Source organism: Chitinophaga agri (assembly GCF_010093065.1).
Taxonomy (GTDB): domain Bacteria; phylum Bacteroidota; class Bacteroidia; order Chitinophagales; family Chitinophagaceae; genus Chitinophaga; species Chitinophaga agri.
On record NZ_CP048113.1, the window covers coordinates 6,528,808 to 6,550,138 of the forward strand.

Consider the following 21,331-nt stretch of genomic DNA (forward strand, 5'->3'; position numbering starts at 1 on the left):
TGAATGTCTTTAGAAATTGTCGATTTCTTCCAGTTGCATGCGGTACAGCCTTGCGACCACTTTTGCAGTTTTTACGATCTTCTGTGCCATCTCCTGTGTGAGCAGGTCGGACTGGATCGCGTGCTCAAACCGTTCGAAGTGATTATCATTACTGTCACTGCTTTCATGGTAAATGAAGAAGGATACCTGACCGGCGTTCAGTTGTAATTGCTGCTGAATGGCACGCCCCCATTTACCTGATACCCGGTTGCCCAGTCCTTCGATGATGAACATACCTCCTAACAGATCAAACGGATCCGGCTGACTGGCACGCTGGAACATGTAGGCACTGAGTGCTTCACTGCCGATGTTCTTTTCTCCTGTATACAGGTCTTTTTCATTCCCGCCGCAGTTGATGTAGTTCTTTTCCAGTATCTGATAGTCGCGGTGCTCATCGGACGAGTGCCTGATGAAAGACGACCTGACATGGAAGTAGGGCATGCTCACATTGGATGCCGCCCTGGCTATCCACTGGGAACCGTCTATCACCTGTTGCCGCAGGTTTAATAGCAGGCGTTTGTATTCTTCAATGGTCAACTGACCGTTGAATATCTTTTTAACGATCGGTACCTGTTGCAAAGAACGTTCAAAGTCAAACCATACGCCGGTCAGCTGCCTTACCAGCCATTCCTGTACCGGCTTTTGCTGTGTCCTGATCTCAGGGGCCTTTATCGTGGCGATATCTTCTGCGATACGTCCTGGCGCTGCCGGCGCCACAACACGTAGGAGCATATAACCGGTGATGAAGCGGCCGCTTTCAGGTACCATGCATAATATCTGCTGACCATGCTTCAACTGTCCGCTGCGCAGCAGTTCATCCAGCATGACAAAGATAGACGCTGATCCGACATTCCCTACGCTATAGAGATTCGTGAACCATTGTTCAGATGGAATCACTACACCGCCTTTTTCCAGCAGATCGGTGATCTGTTTCCTGAAATGGTGGGAAGAGTAGTGACATACCAGCCAGTCGATCGCATCGGGTGTTATTTTCTTTTCATCTACCAGTTCGAAGAACCGCTGTATGCCCAGCTTGACGATATTATCCACGAGCTGCATATCCTGCTTCAGGTTGATCGCGCCATCCTTATCAGCAGCGCTCATGCTTTCATAGTCCAGCCATGTTTTGGCAATGCTGCCATCAGCCTGTTTATGCGTGCCCGTATACATACACAGCTCGTACTGGTGTGCATAGGAGCGGAGATCTATCCATTCTATTTCCAGCGATATACCTGTACGGGAAGGAGCAGGTTGTAAGAGCATCGCGCCTGCACCATCACTCAGCATCCAGCGGAGGAAATCTATATCAGCCGGTAGTGTGGCATCTTCGCCAACAAGGGACTGTCCTGCGAAACGGGACGCCTTGAACATCCTGCTGGGCAGTTCAGCCGCACAACATAATGCATTACCTGCATCACCTGCCTGTACATGCATGTAGGCATTCTGTATGGCCATGATGCTGGCCGCACATACACTTTGATGAGAGGCCAGTGTGCAGGTACCGATCCCGCTTTCTCCCTGTACCATACTGGCGAAACCAGGTATAGGCAGATCGCTTTGTGTGGTGGCAGTACTAAGGAAGTCTATATCGGCTTTGCCGGCAGCTGCATTTGCAAGACAATCATCAATAGCATGCGCTGCCATCTGATAGGCCTGATGAGTGGTTTGCTGCTGGGTGTCCAGCGCATAGTAGCGGGACTTTATGCCGTTTTTTCTGAGGAAGATCTCTTTGGTACGGGAAGGCAAACCGTTAATTCTGCCCAGGTAATCTTCCATTTTATCATTGGGAATGGAGCTATTGGGGAGGAATTTTCCGGTAGCCGTAATAAATACTTTATGCATACAACTACTGTTTACGAATACAGGCAGTGGCCTATATCATCCTGTTTTTGATTGAAACGAGTCAGAAATATAGATAAATTATGACTAAACGACGCATCAGCTATGGTATTTTAGCAATTCTGCAACATATCCGGAAGGGGGGATTAGACAATTTATTGCAGCTTCTTATCTGTGGAGTGTTCACCTTTTCTATAGATGAGATGTTATTAATTGTCATGATAACACCTTACTTTTATAACAGTAAAAGTTCCCCGTTCCATGTATAAGATGAAAGACTGGTATATACTGCCCATGGTTTTGTTAGGTTTAATGTTTTGCAGTCAGCAGGTGACGGCACAGCAAACTGTGCCATCCAGGTATGATGTGATCTGGCATACCCAGAGTCAGCACGCTGGTGATGCCATGCCCTGTGGCGGTGGCGATATCGGATTGAACGTATGGGTAGAGCAGGGCGACCTGTTATTTTATGTATCACGTAGTGGCACATTTGACGAGAACAATGCGATGTTGAAACTGGGTAGGGTGAGGATAAAATTATCTTCCGGTCCTATCAGCTCCAGCGGTTTTAAACAACAGCTGCAATTACAACAAGGCTGTATCAGCATAGAGGATGATCAGCATCACATCGACATATGGGTAGATGTATTTAAGCCAGTGATACATGTGGATGTGAAAAGTGCTGCGCCGGAGAAAGTGACAGCAACCTTTGAATCCTGGCGGTACAACGATCACCTGATAACAGATGGTAAAGAAGCCAGGACCAACTCTTATAAGCGCCTGCAGTCATTCCCTGTAACTACCTACAAAGATGAGATCCGGTTTCAGGGCAATGATGTGTTGTTCTGTCACCGTAACCGTTCGGACGTACGGGATGTATTCAGCTACACCGTACATAAGGAAGGAATGGACAGCGTGAAAGACCGCATGTACGATCCGCTGCACAATAATACGTTTGGCGGTATCATGCATGGCGATCATATGATTCCGGCAGGGATTGATTCCGGTACTTATGCTACTACTGCTTTTAAAGGCTGGTCTCTGCAAAGTAAAAAGCCGGTACGGCAGCAACACCTGGTGATCGGTCTGGAAGTAGCACAGGCGAATACTATGCAGCAATGGCAGGATAGCTTATCGCGAACCATGCAGGCAGCCGCAGAGGATATAGCAGGCGCACGTCGTCGTACAGCCGCGTGGTGGACGGCCTTCTGGGACAGGAGTTACATTTACATTGACAGTAAAGATGCTGCTGCTGTTGCTGTGGGACGTAACTATCAGCTGTTCCGGTATATGCTGGGGTGCAATGCCTATAGTAAATGGCCGACAAAGTTTAACGGAGGACTGTTCACTTTTGATCCGCAGTATGTGAGTGAACAGTATAATTTCTCTCCTGATTTCCGTTTATGGGGTGGTGGTACTATGACCGCGCAGAATCAGCGGCTGGTGTATTTCCCTTATCTGAAGAACGGAGATGTTGATATGATGCAGGCGCAGTTTGATTTTTATTTGCGGATAAAGCGGAATGCTGAATTACGTAGTGAAGTGTACTGGCATCATCCGGGTGCCTGTTTTACAGAACAGATAGAGAACTTCGGACTGCCTAACGTGACAGAGTATGAACCGAAACGTCCTGCCGGTGCTGACCCGGGTGTGGAATACAATGCGTGGCTGGAGTATCAGTGGGAAACGGTGTTTGAGTTTTGCCTGATGATGCTGGAAGTAAACAGTTACACCGGTTATATAAATGAAGAGCGGTTGGCGTTTATTGAAAGCTGCCTGACCTTCTATGATGAACATTACCGGTTATTAGCCCGGAAAAGAGGTGTAAAGGAACTGAATGAGAAAGGACAGTACATTCTTTTTCCCACATCATCCGCAGAAACATTTAAGATGGCCTATAACTCCACCACGGTGATTGCGGCGTTGAAAGTCATTACAACGAGGTTGCTGGAGTTGCCGGCATACAGCGATGATACCCTGCGCCGTAAAAAGATCTCGCTGATACAGCAACGGATACCACCGCTGGCCTTTACGTCGTTTGACGGACATACAACCATTGCGCCGGCATTAGCCTGGGAGCGGGTACAGAACTCAGAAGCACCACAGCTGTATCCTGTTTATCCCTGGGGATTGTATGGAGTGGGGAAACCTGATATGGACATAGCGTGCAATACCTGGGAATATGATCCACATGTAGTGAAATACCGTAGCCATATCGGCTGGCGGCAGTATAATATTTTCGCGGCCCGGCTGGGATTGCGTGAACCCGCCGCAGAACTGACCCGGTTAAAACTGGCCAATGGCCCTCATCGCTTCCCGGCCTTCTGGGGACCAGGGTTTGACTGGACACCTGATCATAACTGGGGAGGTGCCGGGATGATCGGATTGCAGGAGATGTTACTTCAGACAGACGGGAAAAAGTTGTATTTGTTGCCCGCCTGGCCGGCAGACTGGAATGCTTCTTTCAAACTGCATGCGCCCAGCAATACCATTGTTGAAGGGAAGGTGGTGAATGGCAGGCCTGTCTCCATCAAAGTAACCCCGGCATCCCGGAAAGACGATCTCATCATCCTTTAAAGGTGGTGGCATGTGGTTTGCATCAGTTTCAGCATCTTTCCCCAAATCACAATGAGCAACATATGAAAAATGGTACGATGATGCAGTTCTTCCACTGGTACTCACCAGAGGATGGCAGTTTATGGAATACAGTGAAGCAGGAAGCGCCGAAACTGGCCGCTATGGGCATTAATGCGATTTGGTTACCGCCAGCGTATAAAGGGGCCGATGGTGTACGCAGCAGAGGCTACGATGTATATGACCTGTATGACCTGGGCGAATTTGATCAGAAAGGAACGGTGCGTACGCGCTATGGTACCCGTGAGGAATATGAAGCGGCCATCAAAGCCATTAAAGATAGCGGTATGCAGGTATATGTGGATGTAGTGGCCAATCACCTGATGGGTGGTGATGAAACAGAAAAGGTAACCGTCAGAAAAGTTGATCCTGAAAACAGGAACGAGTTCATTTCTGAGCCGATGGAAGTAGAAGCCTACACCCGTTTTACCTTTCCCGGACGTAAAGGCGCCCATTCTGATTTCGTATGGGATCACCAGTGCTTTACGGGTATTGATCATGCGGTGAACGTCGAAGAAGACGGCATTTACACTATTCAGAATGAATATGGCGATGGATGGGAGGAGGTGATCGATGATGAGAAAGGCAACTTTGATTACCTGATGGGAGCAGACATAGAATTCCGTAATCCTGCCGTGCGGGAAGAATTCAGAAGATGGGGCGAATGGTATTACAATGCTGTACAGTTTGATGGTTTCCGGCTGGATGCAGTGAAGCATATCACGCCTTCCTTCTTTCACGAATGGCTGGATCAGATGCGTGCGTATACCGGCAGGGAACTGTTCGCAGTAGGTGAATACTGGGCGCCGGGACAGCTGGACCTGTTACTGAAATATATTGAAGCAACAGAAGGAAAAATGTCGTTATTCGACGCTTCCCTGCATCATAATTTCTTTGATGCCTCACTGGCAGGTAAGGAGTATGACCTGACAAAGATCTTTGACGGTTCATTGGTACAGGCCAAACCATTCCTGGCAGTTACGGTGATCGGTAATCATGATACACAGCCATTACAGGCGCTGGAAGCAACAGTAGATTACTGGTTTAAGCCAATTGCCTATGCATTGATCCTGCTGCGCGAACATGGTTATCCTTGTGTGTTTTACCCTGATCTGTATGGTGCGAAATATACCGACAAGAATAAGGAAGGTGAGGATGTTGATATCGAACTGGTACCTGTGGAAGGGCTGGAAATTATGATCCCGGCCCGCGATAAACACGCCTATGGCCAGCAGCGCGATTATTTTGATCATCCTAATTGTATTGGCTGGACAAGGGAGGGAGATGAGGAACACAGTGGTTGTGCGGTGGTTATTTCCAATGGTGATGAAGGCAATAAACACATGGAGATAGGTAAGCGTTACGCAGGTAAGCGTTTTAAAGATATACTGGGCAAAAGGGCAGAAGAGATTGAGGTGGATGAGAATGGATGGGCGGATTTTCTCTGTGCACCAGGATCAGTATCGGTATGGGCGTTGGCAGAATAAGCCAGCGTTTTGCCCGTATTTTAACGGCATTTCTCCTTTTATCCTAAAATAACTGACAGAGAAATGGGCTTGCGCTATATTTACGGCCAAACCATTTATCAATCAGTTTTTATGATCAGCAAAATCTTATTGCCACTGCTGCTGACTGGTGCTGTCCTGACACAGGCAAGTGCCCAGACATCAGAGGCGCAGATGAAACCCTCACCTTCCCGTTTACTGGCGATTGACTCGGCCGTAGTGACCCGGCATGAGGTAACTATCAAGGGGCAGCGTGTTCCTTATACCGCTACTGCCGGCAGTATTCCGGTATGGGATGAGGAAGGAAAGCCACAGGCAGGTGTATTTTATACTTATTACGAAAGAGAGGATGTAAAAGATAAATCGGGCCGCCCGCTGGTGATCTCGTTCAATGGTGGTCCCGGTACGCCGTCCGTATGGATGGAAATAGGGTATACCGGTCCCCGGTTACTGAATATCGATGACGAAGGTTATCCGGTACAGCCATTTGGTATGCGTGACAATCCACATTCCATCCTGGATGTAGCAGATATCGTATATGTAGATCCTGTGAATACCGGCTATTCCCGTCCGGTACACAAAGACATTCCGGGCAGCAGATTTTTCGGTGTGAATGCCGATATCAAATACCTGGCGGAATGGATTAATACCTTCGTTACCCGTAAAGGACGCTGGGCGTCCCCTAAGTTCCTGATCGGTGAAAGCTATGGTACGACCCGTGTATCGGGGCTGGCGCTGGAACTGCAGGAGGCACAGTGGATGTACCTGAATGGTGTGGTACTGGTTTCTCCAACGGAGCTGGGTATTACGAGAAATGGCCCGCTGGACGCGGCGTTGAAACTACCTTATTTCGCGGCTACCGCCTGGTATCATAAGAAGCTGCCGGCAGATCTGCAGCAGAAAGACCTGAATGATGTACTGCCGGAGGTGGAGAACTTCACCATCAATGAACTGATACCTGCGCTGTCAAAGGGCGGTTCTCTGGATGATGCACAGCGTCAGCGCATTGCAACACGCATTGCCCGTTACAGCGGACTGAAAGAAGTAGTCGTACAGGAGAATAACCTGGATGTGTCTACAAATCTGTTCTGGAAGGAACTGCTGCGCGAGCAGGGATATACAGTTGGCCGGCTGGACTCGCGTTACCGGGGAATAGATCGTCAGACGGGAGGCAGCAGCCCTGACTACAACGCCGAACTGACCGCATGGTTACAGGCATTTACGCCGGCGATCCATATTTACCTGAGAGAGGAACTGAACTACAAAACTGACCTGAAGTATAACATGTTCGGTCAGGTGTTCCCGTGGGATAGAAAAGACGATAAGACGGGCGAGAACCTCCGTCAGGCAATTGCCCAGAACCCTTTCCTGCATCTGCTGGTACAATCTGGTTACTATGATGGCGCCTGTGACTATTTCAATGCGAAATACAGCATGTGGCAGCTGGACCCCGGCGGTAAACTGAAGGACCGGTTGAAATGGGAAGGTTACCGTAGCGGACACATGATGTACCTGCGAAAAGATGACCTGGCTTCAGCCAATGAGAATCTCCGTAAGTTCATCCTGGGATCTATACCAGCTAAAGGACAACCGGCAAAATATTAATCGTCTCCTCCTATTAAGGGGCTGTTCACCAGGGGTGGACAGCCCCTTTTGTTTTATACGGATTTGTAACCCTGAAAAAGGCGCCTGATCGGCTTACTATATCGTCACCAACAGGTCACCAGAAGGGCACCTCAAGGGCACTTCAATATCCCCGGGATATCGAAGTGCCCTTGAGGTGCCCTTCTGGTGACCTGTTGGTGGCCTATTGGTAACAGGATCATAACAGCATCAGCAGCAGGAATGTTAGTATGGATGTAATACTTTTTATTGACGAAAAAGGTCTTTTGTAGCAGTCACCTTTCTTTGATGTATTATTGCCTATGCAAAGGCTTATCGCACATATCAGCAGGTTTGTCGAACTGACGGAAGAAGACAGGGAGGTTATTCTTTCTATTATGCAATATCAGCAGGTGAAAAAGAAGGAATATCTGCTCCGGCAGGAGGCAGTGTGTAACGCGAATTACTTTATCCTGAGTGGTTGTTTCCGCCGGTATTATATTGATGAGAAAGGGACGGAGACGACGATCCAGTTTGCGATCGACGACTGGTGGATAACGGATTATGACAGTCTTGAAAGGAGGCAGCCGTCCCAGTACTTTATACAGGCAGTAGAGACCAGTGAAATAGCAGTACTGGATAAAAGGGTGCAGGAAGAATTATTTACAAAAGTGCCTGTGCTGGAGCGCTATTTCCGGCTGGTACTGCAGCGGGCCTATGCCGCGTCTATGCAACGCATTCGTTATATCTATGAATTCACCGGCGAAGAGCGTTACAATCACTTTAGTGGCCTTTTCCCGGAATTTCTCCAACGTATTCCCCAATATATGCTGGCATCCTATCTTGGTTTTACGCCTGAGTTCCTGAGTAAGATCAGGGCTAAGAAAATCTAGTCGCTCTTTTATTGAACTTGTTTAAGTTTTTGCTGTGACAGTTATCACAACTTTGTGTCAACAAAAACACAAAAAGATGCAAAAACGTTTCAATACTCCGGATGTAGCGCCAGAAGGATATAAAGCTTTACTGGCCATGGAAAAATACCTGAGCGGCACGAAGATCCAGCCACTGCATAAGGAACTGATCAAGATCAGGGCGTCCCAGATCAACGGATGTGCTTTCTGTATCGATATGCATACAAAAGATGCGCGTAAGCAGGGAGAAACAGAACAGCGTATCTATGCACTGAATGCATGGAGAGAAACCCCGTTCTTCTCGCGTGAGGAGAGAGCCATCCTGGCGCTGACAGAAGAGGTGACGAGGATAAGCAATCATGTCAGTGATGCGACTTACAGCGAGGCCATTGAAGTGCTGGGAGAGGAGCTGACTGCGCAGGTATTGCTGGCGGCAGTGGCTATTAATTCCTGGAACAGGATAGGGATAGCGACTAATCTGATGCCACCACTGGGTTAATGGGATTTTCCCGGCTGAATTCGGTTATATCTATTCAAATAGCTTCATTGCATCTTTATTTTTCTTTGTAAGAAGGAAAACAGAGATGCGATGAAGCTATATTGTATAGAGCAGGTGGCTGCACTGTTAGCTGGCAGGCATGGGAGTACTATCCGGCGAATGCTTCACCGGTATATACGTTCAGGCAATATTTCGCAGGCATCTTTTCGCCCGGTTTTCTTCACGGCAGTAACCCCCTGATGACCGCCGTCAGGAGAGAAAAGACCTGCTGATCCTGTCAGTCATCATGGGTATATACACTGCATGTTCGCGGGAAAAACAGGGGCCGTTGATCACAGCCGCATTTCTTGTATCCTGTTCATAAAATGCCCGGGATACGCCGGTACAGTTGGAGCACAGGTTATTGCTGAGGGACAGGGGCAAAATAATTAGGAATCAGGAATCAGGAATTGAATGATCATGAGCTGTTCACATATCAATAACCTTCCATTATTCAGGTTAGAAGAAATGTCTTGTAATTGGTAGGAACGTATGGCTAACCAATTCTTCATTCTTAATTCCTACTTCCTAATTATTCTCTACTGCTTTTGCAGTTGTATGATGTTTCTAATCACAAACTCTGTCAGTGCATTCCGTCCGGCGATACCGAGTTTACCGGCAATTCTGTACCGGTGGTTCTCGATGGTACGGATGCTTACATTCAGCTCATCAGCCATTTGCTTGGTACTTTTTCCTTCTGCAATCATTTTAATGATGCGGTTCTCGGCTTTTCCGAGACGGTGGTACAGCGCCTGTTGAGCAGTGGATGAATTGGCCAGGGAAACGGTCCTTGTTTCATCGGGAGTGTGTACATGATTGAATTTTGCGAATCTGCCGAGGCGGGAGCGGATACTAAGCAGGAGGTCTCTTTTGCGGAAAGGCCTTGCGAGGTAGTCATCAGCGCCGAGGTTCATCGCCATACGCATTTCCTGTTTATTATCTTTTATGCTAATAAAGATCAGGGGAATATGGTCAAATCCAGGATCATTTCTTAGAGCCATGATAAAATGGTGTCCGCCTGTTCCTCGCAGGTGGGCGCCACAGATGATAAGGTCAGGTTGTTGTTGCTGACAGATGATGATTCCTTCTTCTTCTGAGGAGGCTGTGTAAATATCATAAGATTGGGTAATCAATAACTGCCGGGTCTGTCTCACAAATACCTGGTCCTCATCTACAAGTAAAATTTTATAGACTGCAGTATTCATCAGAAAAGTGTTTGCAGGTTGATATACGGGTATAATTGTAATGAGTGATTACAATGCCCGTACATGACGTGGGTATTTTTCGCGTATGACATACAGGACGGGCCTCCGGTCACCGGAGAAGAGCTTGTTATAACAACAGAATGGAATGGTCGTGTGCATTTTAATTTGGTTAATATTAAGAAGTTAGCGGTAGATGCGGACACACGACGTGGCATAGTATTTTCGTCTTGCGTCCAGCCTCCATCAGCTGTTTGAACATGGTTTTTCAGGTAGAAGATATGGGAATGGTCTTTCCAGTGGCGTAAATATGTATAGAATAACGGGTGCGATTTCAACTTATGCTCGTCGTCACGGATAAAATAAGCGCTAGTACTCAAAAACGGGTGTGCATATACTTACTGGCTGTGGCCGCTGTGGCTGCTACTCTCAGCATAGGCGGCGACCTTTATATTAGTAAATATAGTGATTTGTCTGAATATGGAGAACCGATGCTATATGACAGTGTGAAATTCCGGTATTTATAGGAATGATGGGAATGGGTGACAAGTGGTGGTAAAGGGGAGGAGAAAATAGTAAGGGACAGCGTGTAGCGGAAAAACATGTTTTTGAGCCGATGTATCGATGAATGTCAATGACTTTTGTTGACTGGCAAACCCTCAATATCTACTATAATATGGTAAAATAATATTACGCAAATAGGCTTTCCCAAAATATGCGTACAAGCAACCAGACAAAAGTTATCCACATTAATAGCTTCTTTTTTGTTATGATTTGTGGATAACCTGGATTTTCGTAGATGCGAAAGTGATAGATATAACGTTCACGTACACCCAGTTTATTGTATAATAGAAAATATATATTTGAATGCGCTGAAGCCCTTTACAGTATGGTAATCTATGGCCTCATATGTTTGTAAAATGGTATGTGATCACTCCCGGAAAATAGCCATTTTTGAGGGTCTGAAACAGTAGTATGATACCAAGTTTCATTTGTAATGTTTTGATTTATAACTGACAAGTCCGGAGGGGTATTGCTCATTAATTTTAAAAAAGATATTGTTTTATCAATAAATATAGATATTTTTATATTCGAATTTACTATATCCCTGACTATCGGATACTAATAAATCATAATCCATAACCAATGAAAATAACCGCCTTATACGAATTGTGGACTGCTCTTACGGCAGTATTTCACAGGCACGACATGCATCCCCGGTTTGCCCGGATATATGTATATAATAATAAGATGTCCGTCGCTAATCGCCGTTTCTAATAGGAGCGAATACATTGGTACAATAGCATTCAAAACTTACTATCTGCAGTAATCCTAAGCCTATGCGCACAAATTGTTACAAATCCGCTCGTTTAAACCTGCTACATTCTTTGCAGCGGCGAGCTGGCCTGGTCCTTACTGATATGAAAAAGATGTCTGATCGTTGCCTGTTCATGCTGCTTTTTGTAGTTGGTATGGCCTGGCTGCCGGCAAAGGCAAACTCTTTGACAGCAGGTGAGACAACTAAGCACAGTATCAAATCAGGTGTGAAGCCGTATACCAAATCGGCTGAGATCTGGATGACCTACTCGTATTCCCCATCCGGTGCAGACCAGTCTGTAACTACCGGCGACAGGATCAACTACAGGATATATATCCGTAACACCGGTGATGAGCCGCTGGTAGGTGTACGTATTGTGGATACCATTCCACTGCATACTACCTTCTTCGGTGCAACCAACGGTGGTGGATTAAATGGTGGTCTCACAAATGGAGTGCTCACCTATAATAATGTAACTGTATCGGTAGGCTCTACTATTTATGTTGACATCGCAGTGGACGTTGATAACACGCTGAATGGTGTTGACTTCATTAATAATACCGGTTATGTCGATCTGGGTGATGGTGCTGGCTTACGTCATACTTTTGGTCCTGCAGCTGATAACAATATTACATCCCCTTTAGGTGCCAACAGAGGCTGGCCTTCTACAAGAACGCCGGTTGATAATGGTATGACTACTGTGGCCTGGATGAGCGCCGGCTATATCGGTAGTGGTCCTGATGGTATCATTCAGTCGGGTGACCCTATTTCATATGTTATTCACATCAGAAATACCGGTGTACAGACACTGACAAACGTACTGGTAACTGACTATGTGCCTGTATATACTAACTTCTACGATTCTGAAGATGGCAATACGCCGGATGCCAATAACCTGATGTCATGGACTATTCCCACACTGGCTCCCGGGCAAACAGTGACCCGTTCCTTCCGTGTAAGGGTAGCCACTGACCTGACAGGTGCAAAGGCGATCGAGAATACTGCTTATGTAAATAACGGTAATGGTAAAGGCGCGATTCCTACCCTGCCTTCACAGTCAAACGATCAGAACCAGCCGGATCTGGGTGGTTTAGGTAAACCATCTACCAGCGTCGCTATCGTGAGTAAAACTTCCTTCGAATCCTGGAAGATCGTGCTGAACTCCAGTGGCGAGACCAGCGTAACTTCCGGTGAGGAACTGTCCTATATTATATATGTACGTAACACAGGTAACGTTACCATCCCTAAACTCCAGGTGAGTGATCCGGTGCCTGATTTCACTACACTGACCACCCTGAACGACGGTGCGGTTTATCTCGAAGGTTCCAACACGGTTGTATGGGCAGTGAATAACCTGGCAGCTGGCGCAGTAGCTACCCTGCACTTCAAGGTGAAAGTAGATCAGATACCAGAAGGTATTGGTAGTATCAACAACACCGCTAGAGTACAGATCGGTGGTAACTCTGACTCCACTTCTAAACCAACTTACCATTGCGATCCGAAAGAAGCAGGTTGTGATAAAGGTACAGTAACAAGTATCAAGACTGTTCCCAAAGCGCAGGGTATGGCGATCACCAACGTCGTGACACCTAACGGAGACGGCAAGAATGAATATTTTTCTGTAAGAGGAATTGATAAATACCCTAACAGTGCACTGTTTATATTTAACCGTTGGGGGGGTGTTGTATACCAGAGTAAAGATTATCAGAACAACTGGAATGCGACGGGACTAAGCGAAGGTACCTACTACTACCGGCTCGAACTGAACAACCCTGCCGGGGTTGAAGTATACAAGGGCTGGGTAATGATTATTAGATAATGAACTGTGATCCTAAAAGTGCAATTATGTACACGACAAAAAAATGGTTTACTGTAGTATTCTTACTTTGCATGGCCGCAGGTTCCCGTGCGCAGCAAAGTGTCCAGTTCAGCCAGTATATTTTTAACGGACTGGCCATCAACCCGGCCTATGCAGGTTACAAAGATGTGCTACACCTGAACGCTTCCTATCGCCAGCAGTGGACAGGTTTTGAAGGTGCACCGCGTACTGGTAGTATCTCACTGGACGGTCCATTGAACAGAGGTAACCAGGATGCGAATGTGGGGCTGGGCGTACAGGCCATGATGGATAATCTGGGACCGCAAAGTGCGATCTCCCTCTATGCTTCCTACGCATATCGTATACGCCTGGATGAAGAAGATACCCGCCGTATCTCCATCGGCGTCGGTGTGGGTGCTACGCAGTATGGAATGAATGGTAAAGACCTGGTTTACTTTGAGAACGGTGACCGTATCATTCCTGATGGATCAGCTAAAGCAACGACTCCGGATGCCCGTGTAGGTATCTATTATTATACTCCTTCCATGTATATCGGTATCTCTGCACTGGATCTCTTTTCCAAGTTCAGTAGCTCTGGTTACAAATGGAGAGGATATACCTACGAAAGTATCCGCAGAAGACAGCATTTATATGTAACAGCAGGTTATATGTTCAGTGTGAACGAAAGTATCTCCCTGAAGCCTTCTGTATTATTCAAAAGTGATTTCGCCGGTCCTGCCGGACTCGATGCCACAATGATGATGCATATAGAAGAACTGCTGTGGGTAGGTGCTTCTTACAGAACCAACCTTTCTGTTTTCAATAAGAAATCTGTCGTGAATAATACAGCGCTTGATAAAGCCAACGCAGTGAGTGCAATTCTCGAGTACTACATCTCGCCTAAATATCGTGTGGGTTATTCCTATGACCACAACATGAATAAACTGTCGGGCATTCAGAGCGGTTCACACGAGATCTCTATCGGCGTATTATTTAATTCAAAACTGTTCAGTACGTCTAATCCGCGCTATTTTTAAATTCTAAAAGATCTTCAAATCTTTATATGCTACGACGTTGTTACGCGATATTATTGTGCGCCACGCTGTCAGTTCCGGTGACATTGTTCGCTCAGGAGCAGAAAAGTGTGAGGGTAAGGGCTGATGAAGCTTTTGAAAGGCAGGAATATGCAATTGCTGCATCTTTATACGGAAGACTCATTTCCAAAAAGAAAACGAAGACTTCCATAGATCTGCTGCAACGTATTGCACTCTGCAACCGTGAGATCGGTCAGTATGATGATGCTGCTTTCTGGTATGAGAAAATGGTAGAACGTCCGGATTGTCCGCCTGTGGCATTTCTGCAATATGGCGAGATACTGAAAAGTGTGGGCAAGTATGTTGAAGCAAAACAACAGATCGTCAAGTTCAAAAGTTCAAAACAGGATAGCATACGTCTCGCAAATGTGATGCTTGCCGGTTGTGACAGTGCTATTGCCTGGAAATCCGGCCGTCTGGACATGGCGATGGAAAACATCAAGGAGCTCAGCTCTTCCGGTTCGGACTATGTGAGCGGTGTGACAAGACAGGGTTTGCTCCTGGTATCCAACGGGTACCGTAAGATGACCATGAACCTGTTACCTGAACGTAATCCGGCGATTGACCCGCGTACCAATCAGCCTTACTACAAAGCGTACATCTTTAAGCAATATTCCCAGGGGGTGGCCAACACATTCGTAGAAGAAGTAGTACCGCAGTTATTAGCCCTGGTGCCTTATCACATCGGCCCTGTATGTTTCAATGCCAGAGAGGACACCATTTACGTTACACTGAACTCCTGGCAGCAGGATATCGCTAACCGCAAGAAACGCGGTCCGGTGAATGGTGAACGTGTGATGATGGTGTTCTGGTCCGTAAAAACAGGTGACGACTGGAGACCGCTGGAGCCGGTAAGAGAGATCAACTCTCCAGGTTTTTCCACTGGTCACGTTGCACTGAGCCGTGATGGCAGGACCATGTACTTTGCTTCCAACAGGAAAGGTGGTCAGGGTAAAATGGATATCTGGTATAGCGAAAAACAGAAGAACGGCAGATGGGGTAAACCCAAGAACTGCGGTCCGGTGATCAATACACCATTTGACGAAGCATTCCCTACCTACAACGAGGATGACATGTTGTACTTCTCCAGTAAAGGGCATCCGGGGCTGGGTGGTTTCGACATCTTCCGCGCAGCAGGTAAAGGTAGTGACTTCCGTCGCCTGCAGAACCTGCGCTTCCCTTTCAACTCCGGTGGTGACGACTTAGGGTTCATCATGAAAGCAAATATGTATGAGGGCTACTTCTCCTCTAACCGTCCTGGTGGTGGTGGTAGCGATGATATCTATCGTTTCATGGATACCCACTTCTCAGAAAGATTTAATAACGACCAGGGTATACAACCTTATAAAGAGATCGAATTGGGGATAAGTCCTAACCCGACCATCCTCGCGGACAATCCAGCAGAACCGAAAACATCAGCACCGGCCACTGCTAAAGCGCCACAGGTTGTTTCTCCAAGACAGCCGGTGACCGCACCGATCAGTTTCCCAAGCAATGATCCGACACCGGCAAATGAAAAAACGGAGAAGGAACCGGTAGTGGTGAATCCAAGACAGCAGGTATCTGCTCCGATCAGCATCCCGTCTACGGTGACCACTACACAGCACCCTGTTGCTGAACCGGTGGTAGCAAAAAATGATCCTGTTGCAGCACCAGTGAAAGAACCGGTATCTGAACCGGAGAAAGAACCAGCTAAAGAACCTGTTAAAACGGGTGCGCCAAGACGTGGACCTAATAAGACCACTCCAGCTAAGACACCTGCGAAAACACCGGTAAAAACAGCACCAGTAGTGGTAGCAGCTCCAGTAGTAGCACCGCCGGTAACAGAAGCTGAGCCTGAAAATCCATATACAGAGCAAACCAAACCTGCCGAACCAGTAGCCGTTACCAAAACGGAAACTAAACCGGAAGCTAAACAGGAAGTAGTAATGGATGAAATGGATAAAGCGATCCAGAACAAAATGGAAACCATGGAGTTCTACTACGACTATAACAGTGCGGTCCTGACCACTAAGTCAAGAAACCTGCTGGATAGGGTAGCGGTAGTACTGAACCAGTATCCTGACTGGAAACTGCAGATCCGTTCCTACACTGACAGCCGTGGTTCTGATGCTTACAACAAAGACCTCTCTGCGCTGCGTTGTTATGCGGTGATCGAATACCTGGTAAGGAAAGGCGTGAATTCCACCCGACTTTACTACGAGAACATCGGTAAAGATCCGAATGATCCATGCGGTAAAGGTGTGCCTTGTACGGATGAACAGTATATGAAGAGTAGACGTACTATGTTGAAAATCATTCACAAATAACCGAATAACACTTACAATAAGGAACGCCCTCCTGGTTTTATACCGGGAGGGCGTTCTGTTTATGGCAAAAAAAAAATACATTTGGGATAGTACCGTACCACGTTAGAAACGACACCTATATAGAGAGTCTGGAATTAGGAACCAGTAGACATTAACCATAATACCTTAAAATACCATTTACCTGTGAAAACCGGTCTTATATCTGCACGTCATTATTCAGAGAGCAAACTGATATCGTAATAAACCTGTGGCCTGGCATATAAAGCAGAAATAAACCAGTACTTCCATATCGTCTCAAAAAAACCGTTATAAATGAAAGTAAATTTTACCTTTCGTAGCGCGTTGCTTTACCATTATGTAAGGCATGCACTCCTGCTATTAGTGCTCCTGCTGGGATTGTATCCCGTTATGGCACAGGTTAGCCCGCAGGTGCCGGCTACCACTAAAAACCACACCAAGCAGGTGATAGGCTATATCACCCAGTGGGATGCCTGGAAGGACGTTGCCGGTATCGTTCCTAAAGGCGGCTATAATCAGCTGAACGTGGATTATTCGCAGTACACTATCCTTAACTTTTCTTTCTTCGGTGTAGCCAAAGATGGTTCCTTACACAGCGGGGACTTTCGTAACAAGAACATCTACCAGGTAGGCGCGGTACAGGAGCCAGGCGCACTGGTAAACGAGGATATCTATAGCAGCTGGGACATGTTCCTGCTTTACGGTGAACTCGATGCGCCCCTGTATTACATCACTGATGGTAGTTATGCCTATACCCTCGGCTACCGTAATGAAGGTAGCGGATGGAAAAACGTCAACACCGGCAAAACCGGTGCATTCCCTTTATCTGTACCCAAACAGGGTGGCGCGCAGGGCGTGCTTGACCTGGCACATTCCAAAGGGGTAAAAGTAATGGCTTCTATCGGTGGATGGAGCATGTGTAAACACTATCCTGAAATGGCAGCAGATGCGACTAAACGCGCAAAATTTGTTGCCGGTTGCGTGGAACTGATCAATATGGGCTTTGATGGTATCGACTTCGACTGGGAGTATCCGAACGATCCGGGTATGAACATTGAAAGATACAGCGCTGCCGATTACACCAACTTCGCAGCACTGGTTGAAGCCGTAAGAGCAGCTATCGGCCCGAATAAACTGATCACAGCTGCATTCGCCGCTTCTCCGGCCAAACTGCAGGGATTTGACTGGGGCCGTCTTAATAATTCCATGAATTATTATAACATGATGACCTACGACTATAACGGCGGTTGGTCTAACAAAGCGGGTCATAATGCCCCCCTGTACGATTATCCGGGTGCTGAATACACTAACTTCTCTATAGATGCTACTGTAAAGGCACTGAGAGCGCTTGGTGTGAATATGTCCAAGGTAAATATCGGTGCGCCTTTCTATGGTCGTGGCGTAGTTACCTCAGGTACGGCTGCGCTGAACGCTGCAACGACAAAGCGCGCTGAAACCGTGCAGCCGGATGGGCCTATCCAGACCTGCGCTGACTACACCAACTGGGCGAAAGACCTGTGGGATGGTACGCCTAACTACAGCTACATCCTGCAGCAGACAGCTTCCGGCTGGACAGAAGGATGGGATGATGTAGCCAAGGTGCCTTACAAAACCAAAGGCAACTACTTCCTGAGCTATGATAACGAACGCTCAGTCGGAGAGAAAGCCAAATACATCAAAGATAATTCCCTGGCAGGTGTGATCATCTGGCAGGTATACGGAGATATGCTGAACATGACCAGCAGTACTGTCGCAAAAGGGAAACTGATCTATTGCCCGAATACGACGTCACCACTGGTGAATAAGATCAATGCCGTTTTTGCGGATGGTACCACACCAGTGAACCAGCCCCCGGTTGTAAGTCTGACAGCTCCTGCTGCGAACGCTGCCTTTACTTCACCCGCCAGCATCACTGTCAGCGCTAATGCCACAGACAGCGATGGTAGTATCAGAAGAGTACAGTTCTATAATGGTACGACCAGTCTGGGTATTGATTCTGTATCTCCCTATAGCATTTCCTGGAGCAACGTTGCTGCCGGTACCTACAGCATCACTGCCGTGGCGACCGATAACAGTGGTGCGACCACTACATCCGCCGCCGTATCAGTAACAGTGAACAATGGAACAAATCCTCCGGTAGATAACGGTAAAGTGATCGTTGGATACTGGCAGAACTGGAACCTCGCGGCAGCTCCCTACATCCGTCTGCGTGATGTGGACAGCCGTTATAATGTGATTGAAGTAGCCTTTGGTACAACAGGCAGTGATTACTCTACTGTGAGCTTCACGCCGGAAGGCACAACCGTTGCCGACTTCAAAGCGGATATTGCCACACTCCAGTCACAGGGCAGGAAAGTACTGCTGTCACTGGGTGGTGAAACCGGCACACTGGTGATCAATACAGCCGCTAACAAGCAGTCATTCATTACAAGTATGAAGAACCTGCTGGATACTTACAACTTCGACGGGTTTGACCTGGATATCGAAGGTGGTATCTCTTTACAGCTGAACAGTGGTGATAACAACTTCATGTCACCTACTACGCCTAAAGTGGTGAACCTGATCGCAGCCGTGAAAGAGATCATTGCCTACCGTAAAGGGCAGGGTAAAAACTGCCTGCTGACCATGGCACCTGAAACATATTATTTACAGACAGCCTATGGTTCTACTTACTCACCGCTTGTGGGTGCGTACCTGCCTATTGTCTACGGTTTACGTAACGAGTTATCCTGGATCCAGCCACAGTTATATAACACCGGTTCTGTAATGGGACTCGATAACAAAGTATACAATTCCACTACCGCTGACTTCATTGTATCTATGACAGAGATGTTGTTACAGGGTTTCCCTGTATCAGGTACCAGTCAGACGTTCCCTGCACTGCGTGAAGACCAGGTAGCTTTTGGTTTGCCTGCTGCGCCTGGTGCTGCCGGTAGTGGTTATACCACGCCTGCTGAGGTGAAGAAAGCGCTGAACTATCTGACCAAAGGACAATCTTATGGTGGTACCTATGTATTGCGTAAAGCAACTGGCTATGCTGGTCTGCGTGGTATCATGACCTGGTCAGTGAACTGGGATAAAGTGAACGGCAGTGAATTTGCTGCTAATTACTATCCCTATTTCTTCGGTACAAATCCTGGTAATCAGTCACCCGTAGTGAGCATCACCTCACCTGCAGCCGGCACTACCTTCACAGCACCTGCAGCTATTACGATCAATGCAAGTGCTTCGGATGCAGATGGCACCATCACGAAGGTTGAGTTCTACAATGGCACTACCAAATTAGGAGAGGATGCTACGTCTCCCTACACTTACAGCTGGACAAACGTAGCGGCCGGTACTTACAGTCTGAAGGCGGTTGCTACTGACAATGGCGGTGCTGTTACAACCTCCGCTGCAGTATCAGTGACAGTGAATGGTACAGGTGGTAATACCTGCGATGGTATTGCTGCGTGGTCAGCTACTATTGCATATACAAACGGGCAGCAGGTAGTATATAACAGTAAGGTGTATACTGCACAGTGGTGGACACAGGGCGATCAGCCCGATACACATAGCGGCGCGGGTCAGGTGTGGGTATATGTACGTGACTGTGGCGGTACCAATCCTGGCAATCAGGCGCCAGCGGTAAGCATTACAGCTCCGGCAGCTGGTACAAGCTTCACTGCCCCTGCTACTGTAACGATCACAGCCAGTGCATCCGATGCAGATGGTACGGTCGCCAAAGTGGAATTCTACAACGGCAGTACGAAACTGGGAGAAGCGACCGCGAGTCCATATACTTATGCCTGGACCAATGTAGCGACCGGTACTTACAGTATAACCGCGAAGGCTACAGATAATGGCGGTGCTGCTACAACGAGTGCAGCGGTGGCCGTACAGGTAGGTAGCGGCAATACAGGTAATTGTGCAGGAGTAGCTACTTATCAGACATATCCTAAAGTGTACAACCAGGGTGATAAAGTGGTCTACAACGGCATCCTGTATGAAAGTCAGTCTAACGGACTGTATAACGTAACACCGGGTACTGCTGACTGGTGGTGGAAGCCGCTGGGGGCCTGTGGGGCGGCAGCAAGAGTAGCAGCCGTGTCTCCGGTACCTGATGCAGTAGCCGACAATGGTAAACTGGTAGTATTCCCTAATCCGCTGACAGGTGCTGTTCTGAAAGTGCAGATCAATGCATTGCAGGGCGAGAAGGTGCTGATCGAGTTATGGAGTACCAGCGGCCAGGCTATTCTGCGCAAACAGGTCACAGCAGGTGCTAAAGGTCCGCAAACGATTGATCTGGATGTGTCTCAGGTACCGTCAGGTAACTGGATACTGAAGACCAGCAATCAGCAGAGTGGCCGTAAAGCTGCTGCGAAAGTAGTTCGCCTGTAAGAATGATCAGGATTTAAGATTAGGAATTAGGAATTGGGAATTTGATTGAGTCACAAATTCTTAATTCCTAATTCCTAATTTCTGATTTTATCGCTGCTTTATATATTATTCAAGCGCTTTTGT

At 47.3% G+C, this 21,331-nt stretch carries 11 protein-coding genes; 9 read left to right on the plus strand and 2 right to left on the minus strand.

Annotated features, from left to right (window positions below; genetic code table 11):
* Positions 1-9 precede the first annotated feature (9 nt).
* The gene (locus GWR21_RS26180) at positions 10-1,881 is read right to left on the minus strand and encodes a beta-ketoacyl-ACP synthase III (protein ID WP_162334666.1); all 1,872 of its coding nucleotides are present in this window, start codon (positions 1,879-1,881) and stop codon (positions 10-12) included.
* 258 nt (positions 1,882-2,139) lie between these two features.
* Between GWR21_RS26180 and GWR21_RS26185 the strand changes: the two genes are divergently transcribed.
* From GWR21_RS26185 to GWR21_RS26205, 5 genes are all read left to right on the plus strand, one after another.
* Positions 2,140-4,455, plus strand: a complete 2,316-nt coding sequence (locus GWR21_RS26185) for a DUF5703 domain-containing protein (protein WP_162334667.1) — start codon at positions 2,140-2,142, stop codon at positions 4,453-4,455.
* 62 nt (positions 4,456-4,517) lie between these two features.
* On the plus strand, positions 4,518-5,999 hold the full coding sequence (locus tag GWR21_RS26190; protein ID WP_162334668.1) for an alpha-amylase: 1,482 nt from the start codon (positions 4,518-4,520) through the stop codon (positions 5,997-5,999).
* A gap of 111 nt (positions 6,000-6,110) precedes the next feature.
* Complete coding sequence (locus GWR21_RS26195) at positions 6,111-7,622, plus strand: S10 family peptidase (RefSeq protein WP_162334669.1); 1,512 nt, start codon at positions 6,111-6,113, stop codon at positions 7,620-7,622.
* A gap of 320 nt (positions 7,623-7,942) precedes the next feature.
* Positions 7,943-8,512 carry a Crp/Fnr family transcriptional regulator gene (locus GWR21_RS26200; protein WP_162334670.1) on the plus strand — a complete coding sequence of 190 codons (570 nt, stop codon included), beginning with the start codon at positions 7,943-7,945 and terminating at the stop codon, positions 8,510-8,512.
* Positions 8,513-8,588: 76 nt separating this feature from the next.
* The gene (locus GWR21_RS26205; RefSeq protein ID WP_162334671.1) at positions 8,589-9,029 is read left to right on the plus strand and encodes a carboxymuconolactone decarboxylase family protein; all 441 of its coding nucleotides are present in this window, start codon (positions 8,589-8,591) and stop codon (positions 9,027-9,029) included.
* Between the two features lie 578 nt (positions 9,030-9,607).
* On the opposite strand, the gene GWR21_RS26210 is transcribed toward GWR21_RS26205, so the two are convergent.
* Positions 9,608-10,273, minus strand: a complete 666-nt coding sequence (locus tag GWR21_RS26210; RefSeq protein WP_162334672.1) for a response regulator transcription factor — start codon at positions 10,271-10,273, stop codon at positions 9,608-9,610.
* Positions 10,274-11,700: 1,427 nt separating this feature from the next.
* Here GWR21_RS26210 and GWR21_RS26215 point away from each other — a divergent pair.
* The 4 genes from GWR21_RS26215 to GWR21_RS31610 all read left to right on the plus strand — a co-directional run bounded on the left by GWR21_RS26215 (position 11,701) and on the right by GWR21_RS31610 (position 21,208).
* Positions 11,701-13,407: a T9SS type B sorting domain-containing protein gene (locus GWR21_RS26215; RefSeq protein WP_162334673.1), complete on the plus strand. Its 1,707-nt coding sequence runs from the start codon at positions 11,701-11,703 to the stop codon at positions 13,405-13,407.
* Between the two features lie 26 nt (positions 13,408-13,433).
* Positions 13,434-14,444: a PorP/SprF family type IX secretion system membrane protein gene (locus GWR21_RS26220; protein ID WP_162334674.1), complete on the plus strand. Its 1,011-nt coding sequence runs from the start codon at positions 13,434-13,436 to the stop codon at positions 14,442-14,444.
* A gap of 26 nt (positions 14,445-14,470) precedes the next feature.
* Positions 14,471-16,810 carry an OmpA family protein gene (locus GWR21_RS26225; protein ID WP_162334675.1) on the plus strand — a complete coding sequence of 780 codons (2,340 nt, stop codon included), beginning with the start codon at positions 14,471-14,473 and terminating at the stop codon, positions 16,808-16,810.
* 312 nt (positions 16,811-17,122) lie between these two features.
* A complete protein-coding gene (locus tag GWR21_RS31610; protein WP_162334676.1) occupies positions 17,123-21,208 on the plus strand; it encodes a glycosyl hydrolase family 18 protein in 4,086 nt (1,361 codons plus the stop codon).
* The last annotated feature ends 123 nt before the right edge of the window (positions 21,209-21,331 follow it).

Excerpts from the sequence above, each read along its gene's own strand:
- GWR21_RS26180 (WP_162334666.1), bottom strand. The coding sequence starts at position 1,881 with ATGCATAAAGTATTTATTACGGCTACCGGAAAATTCCTCCCCAATAGC.
- GWR21_RS26190 (WP_162334668.1), top strand. The coding sequence starts at position 4,518 with ATGAAAAATGGTACGATGATGCAGTTCTTCCACTGGTACTCACCAGAG.
- GWR21_RS26200 (WP_162334670.1), top strand. The coding sequence starts at position 7,943 with ATGCAAAGGCTTATCGCACATATCAGCAGGTTTGTCGAACTGACGGAA.
- GWR21_RS26225 (WP_162334675.1), top strand. The coding sequence starts at position 14,471 with ATGCTACGACGTTGTTACGCGATATTATTGTGCGCCACGCTGTCAGTT.
- GWR21_RS26195 (WP_162334669.1), top strand. The coding sequence starts at position 6,111 with ATGATCAGCAAAATCTTATTGCCACTGCTGCTGACTGGTGCTGTCCTG.
- GWR21_RS26220 (WP_162334674.1), top strand. The coding sequence starts at position 13,434 with ATGTACACGACAAAAAAATGGTTTACTGTAGTATTCTTACTTTGCATG.
- GWR21_RS31610 (WP_162334676.1), top strand. The coding sequence starts at position 17,123 with ATGAAAGTAAATTTTACCTTTCGTAGCGCGTTGCTTTACCATTATGTA.
- GWR21_RS26215 (WP_162334673.1), top strand. The coding sequence starts at position 11,701 with ATGTCTGATCGTTGCCTGTTCATGCTGCTTTTTGTAGTTGGTATGGCC.
- GWR21_RS26185 (WP_162334667.1), top strand. The coding sequence starts at position 2,140 with ATGTATAAGATGAAAGACTGGTATATACTGCCCATGGTTTTGTTAGGT.
- GWR21_RS26205 (WP_162334671.1), top strand. The coding sequence starts at position 8,589 with ATGCAAAAACGTTTCAATACTCCGGATGTAGCGCCAGAAGGATATAAA.
- GWR21_RS26210 (WP_162334672.1), bottom strand. The coding sequence starts at position 10,273 with ATGAATACTGCAGTCTATAAAATTTTACTTGTAGATGAGGACCAGGTA.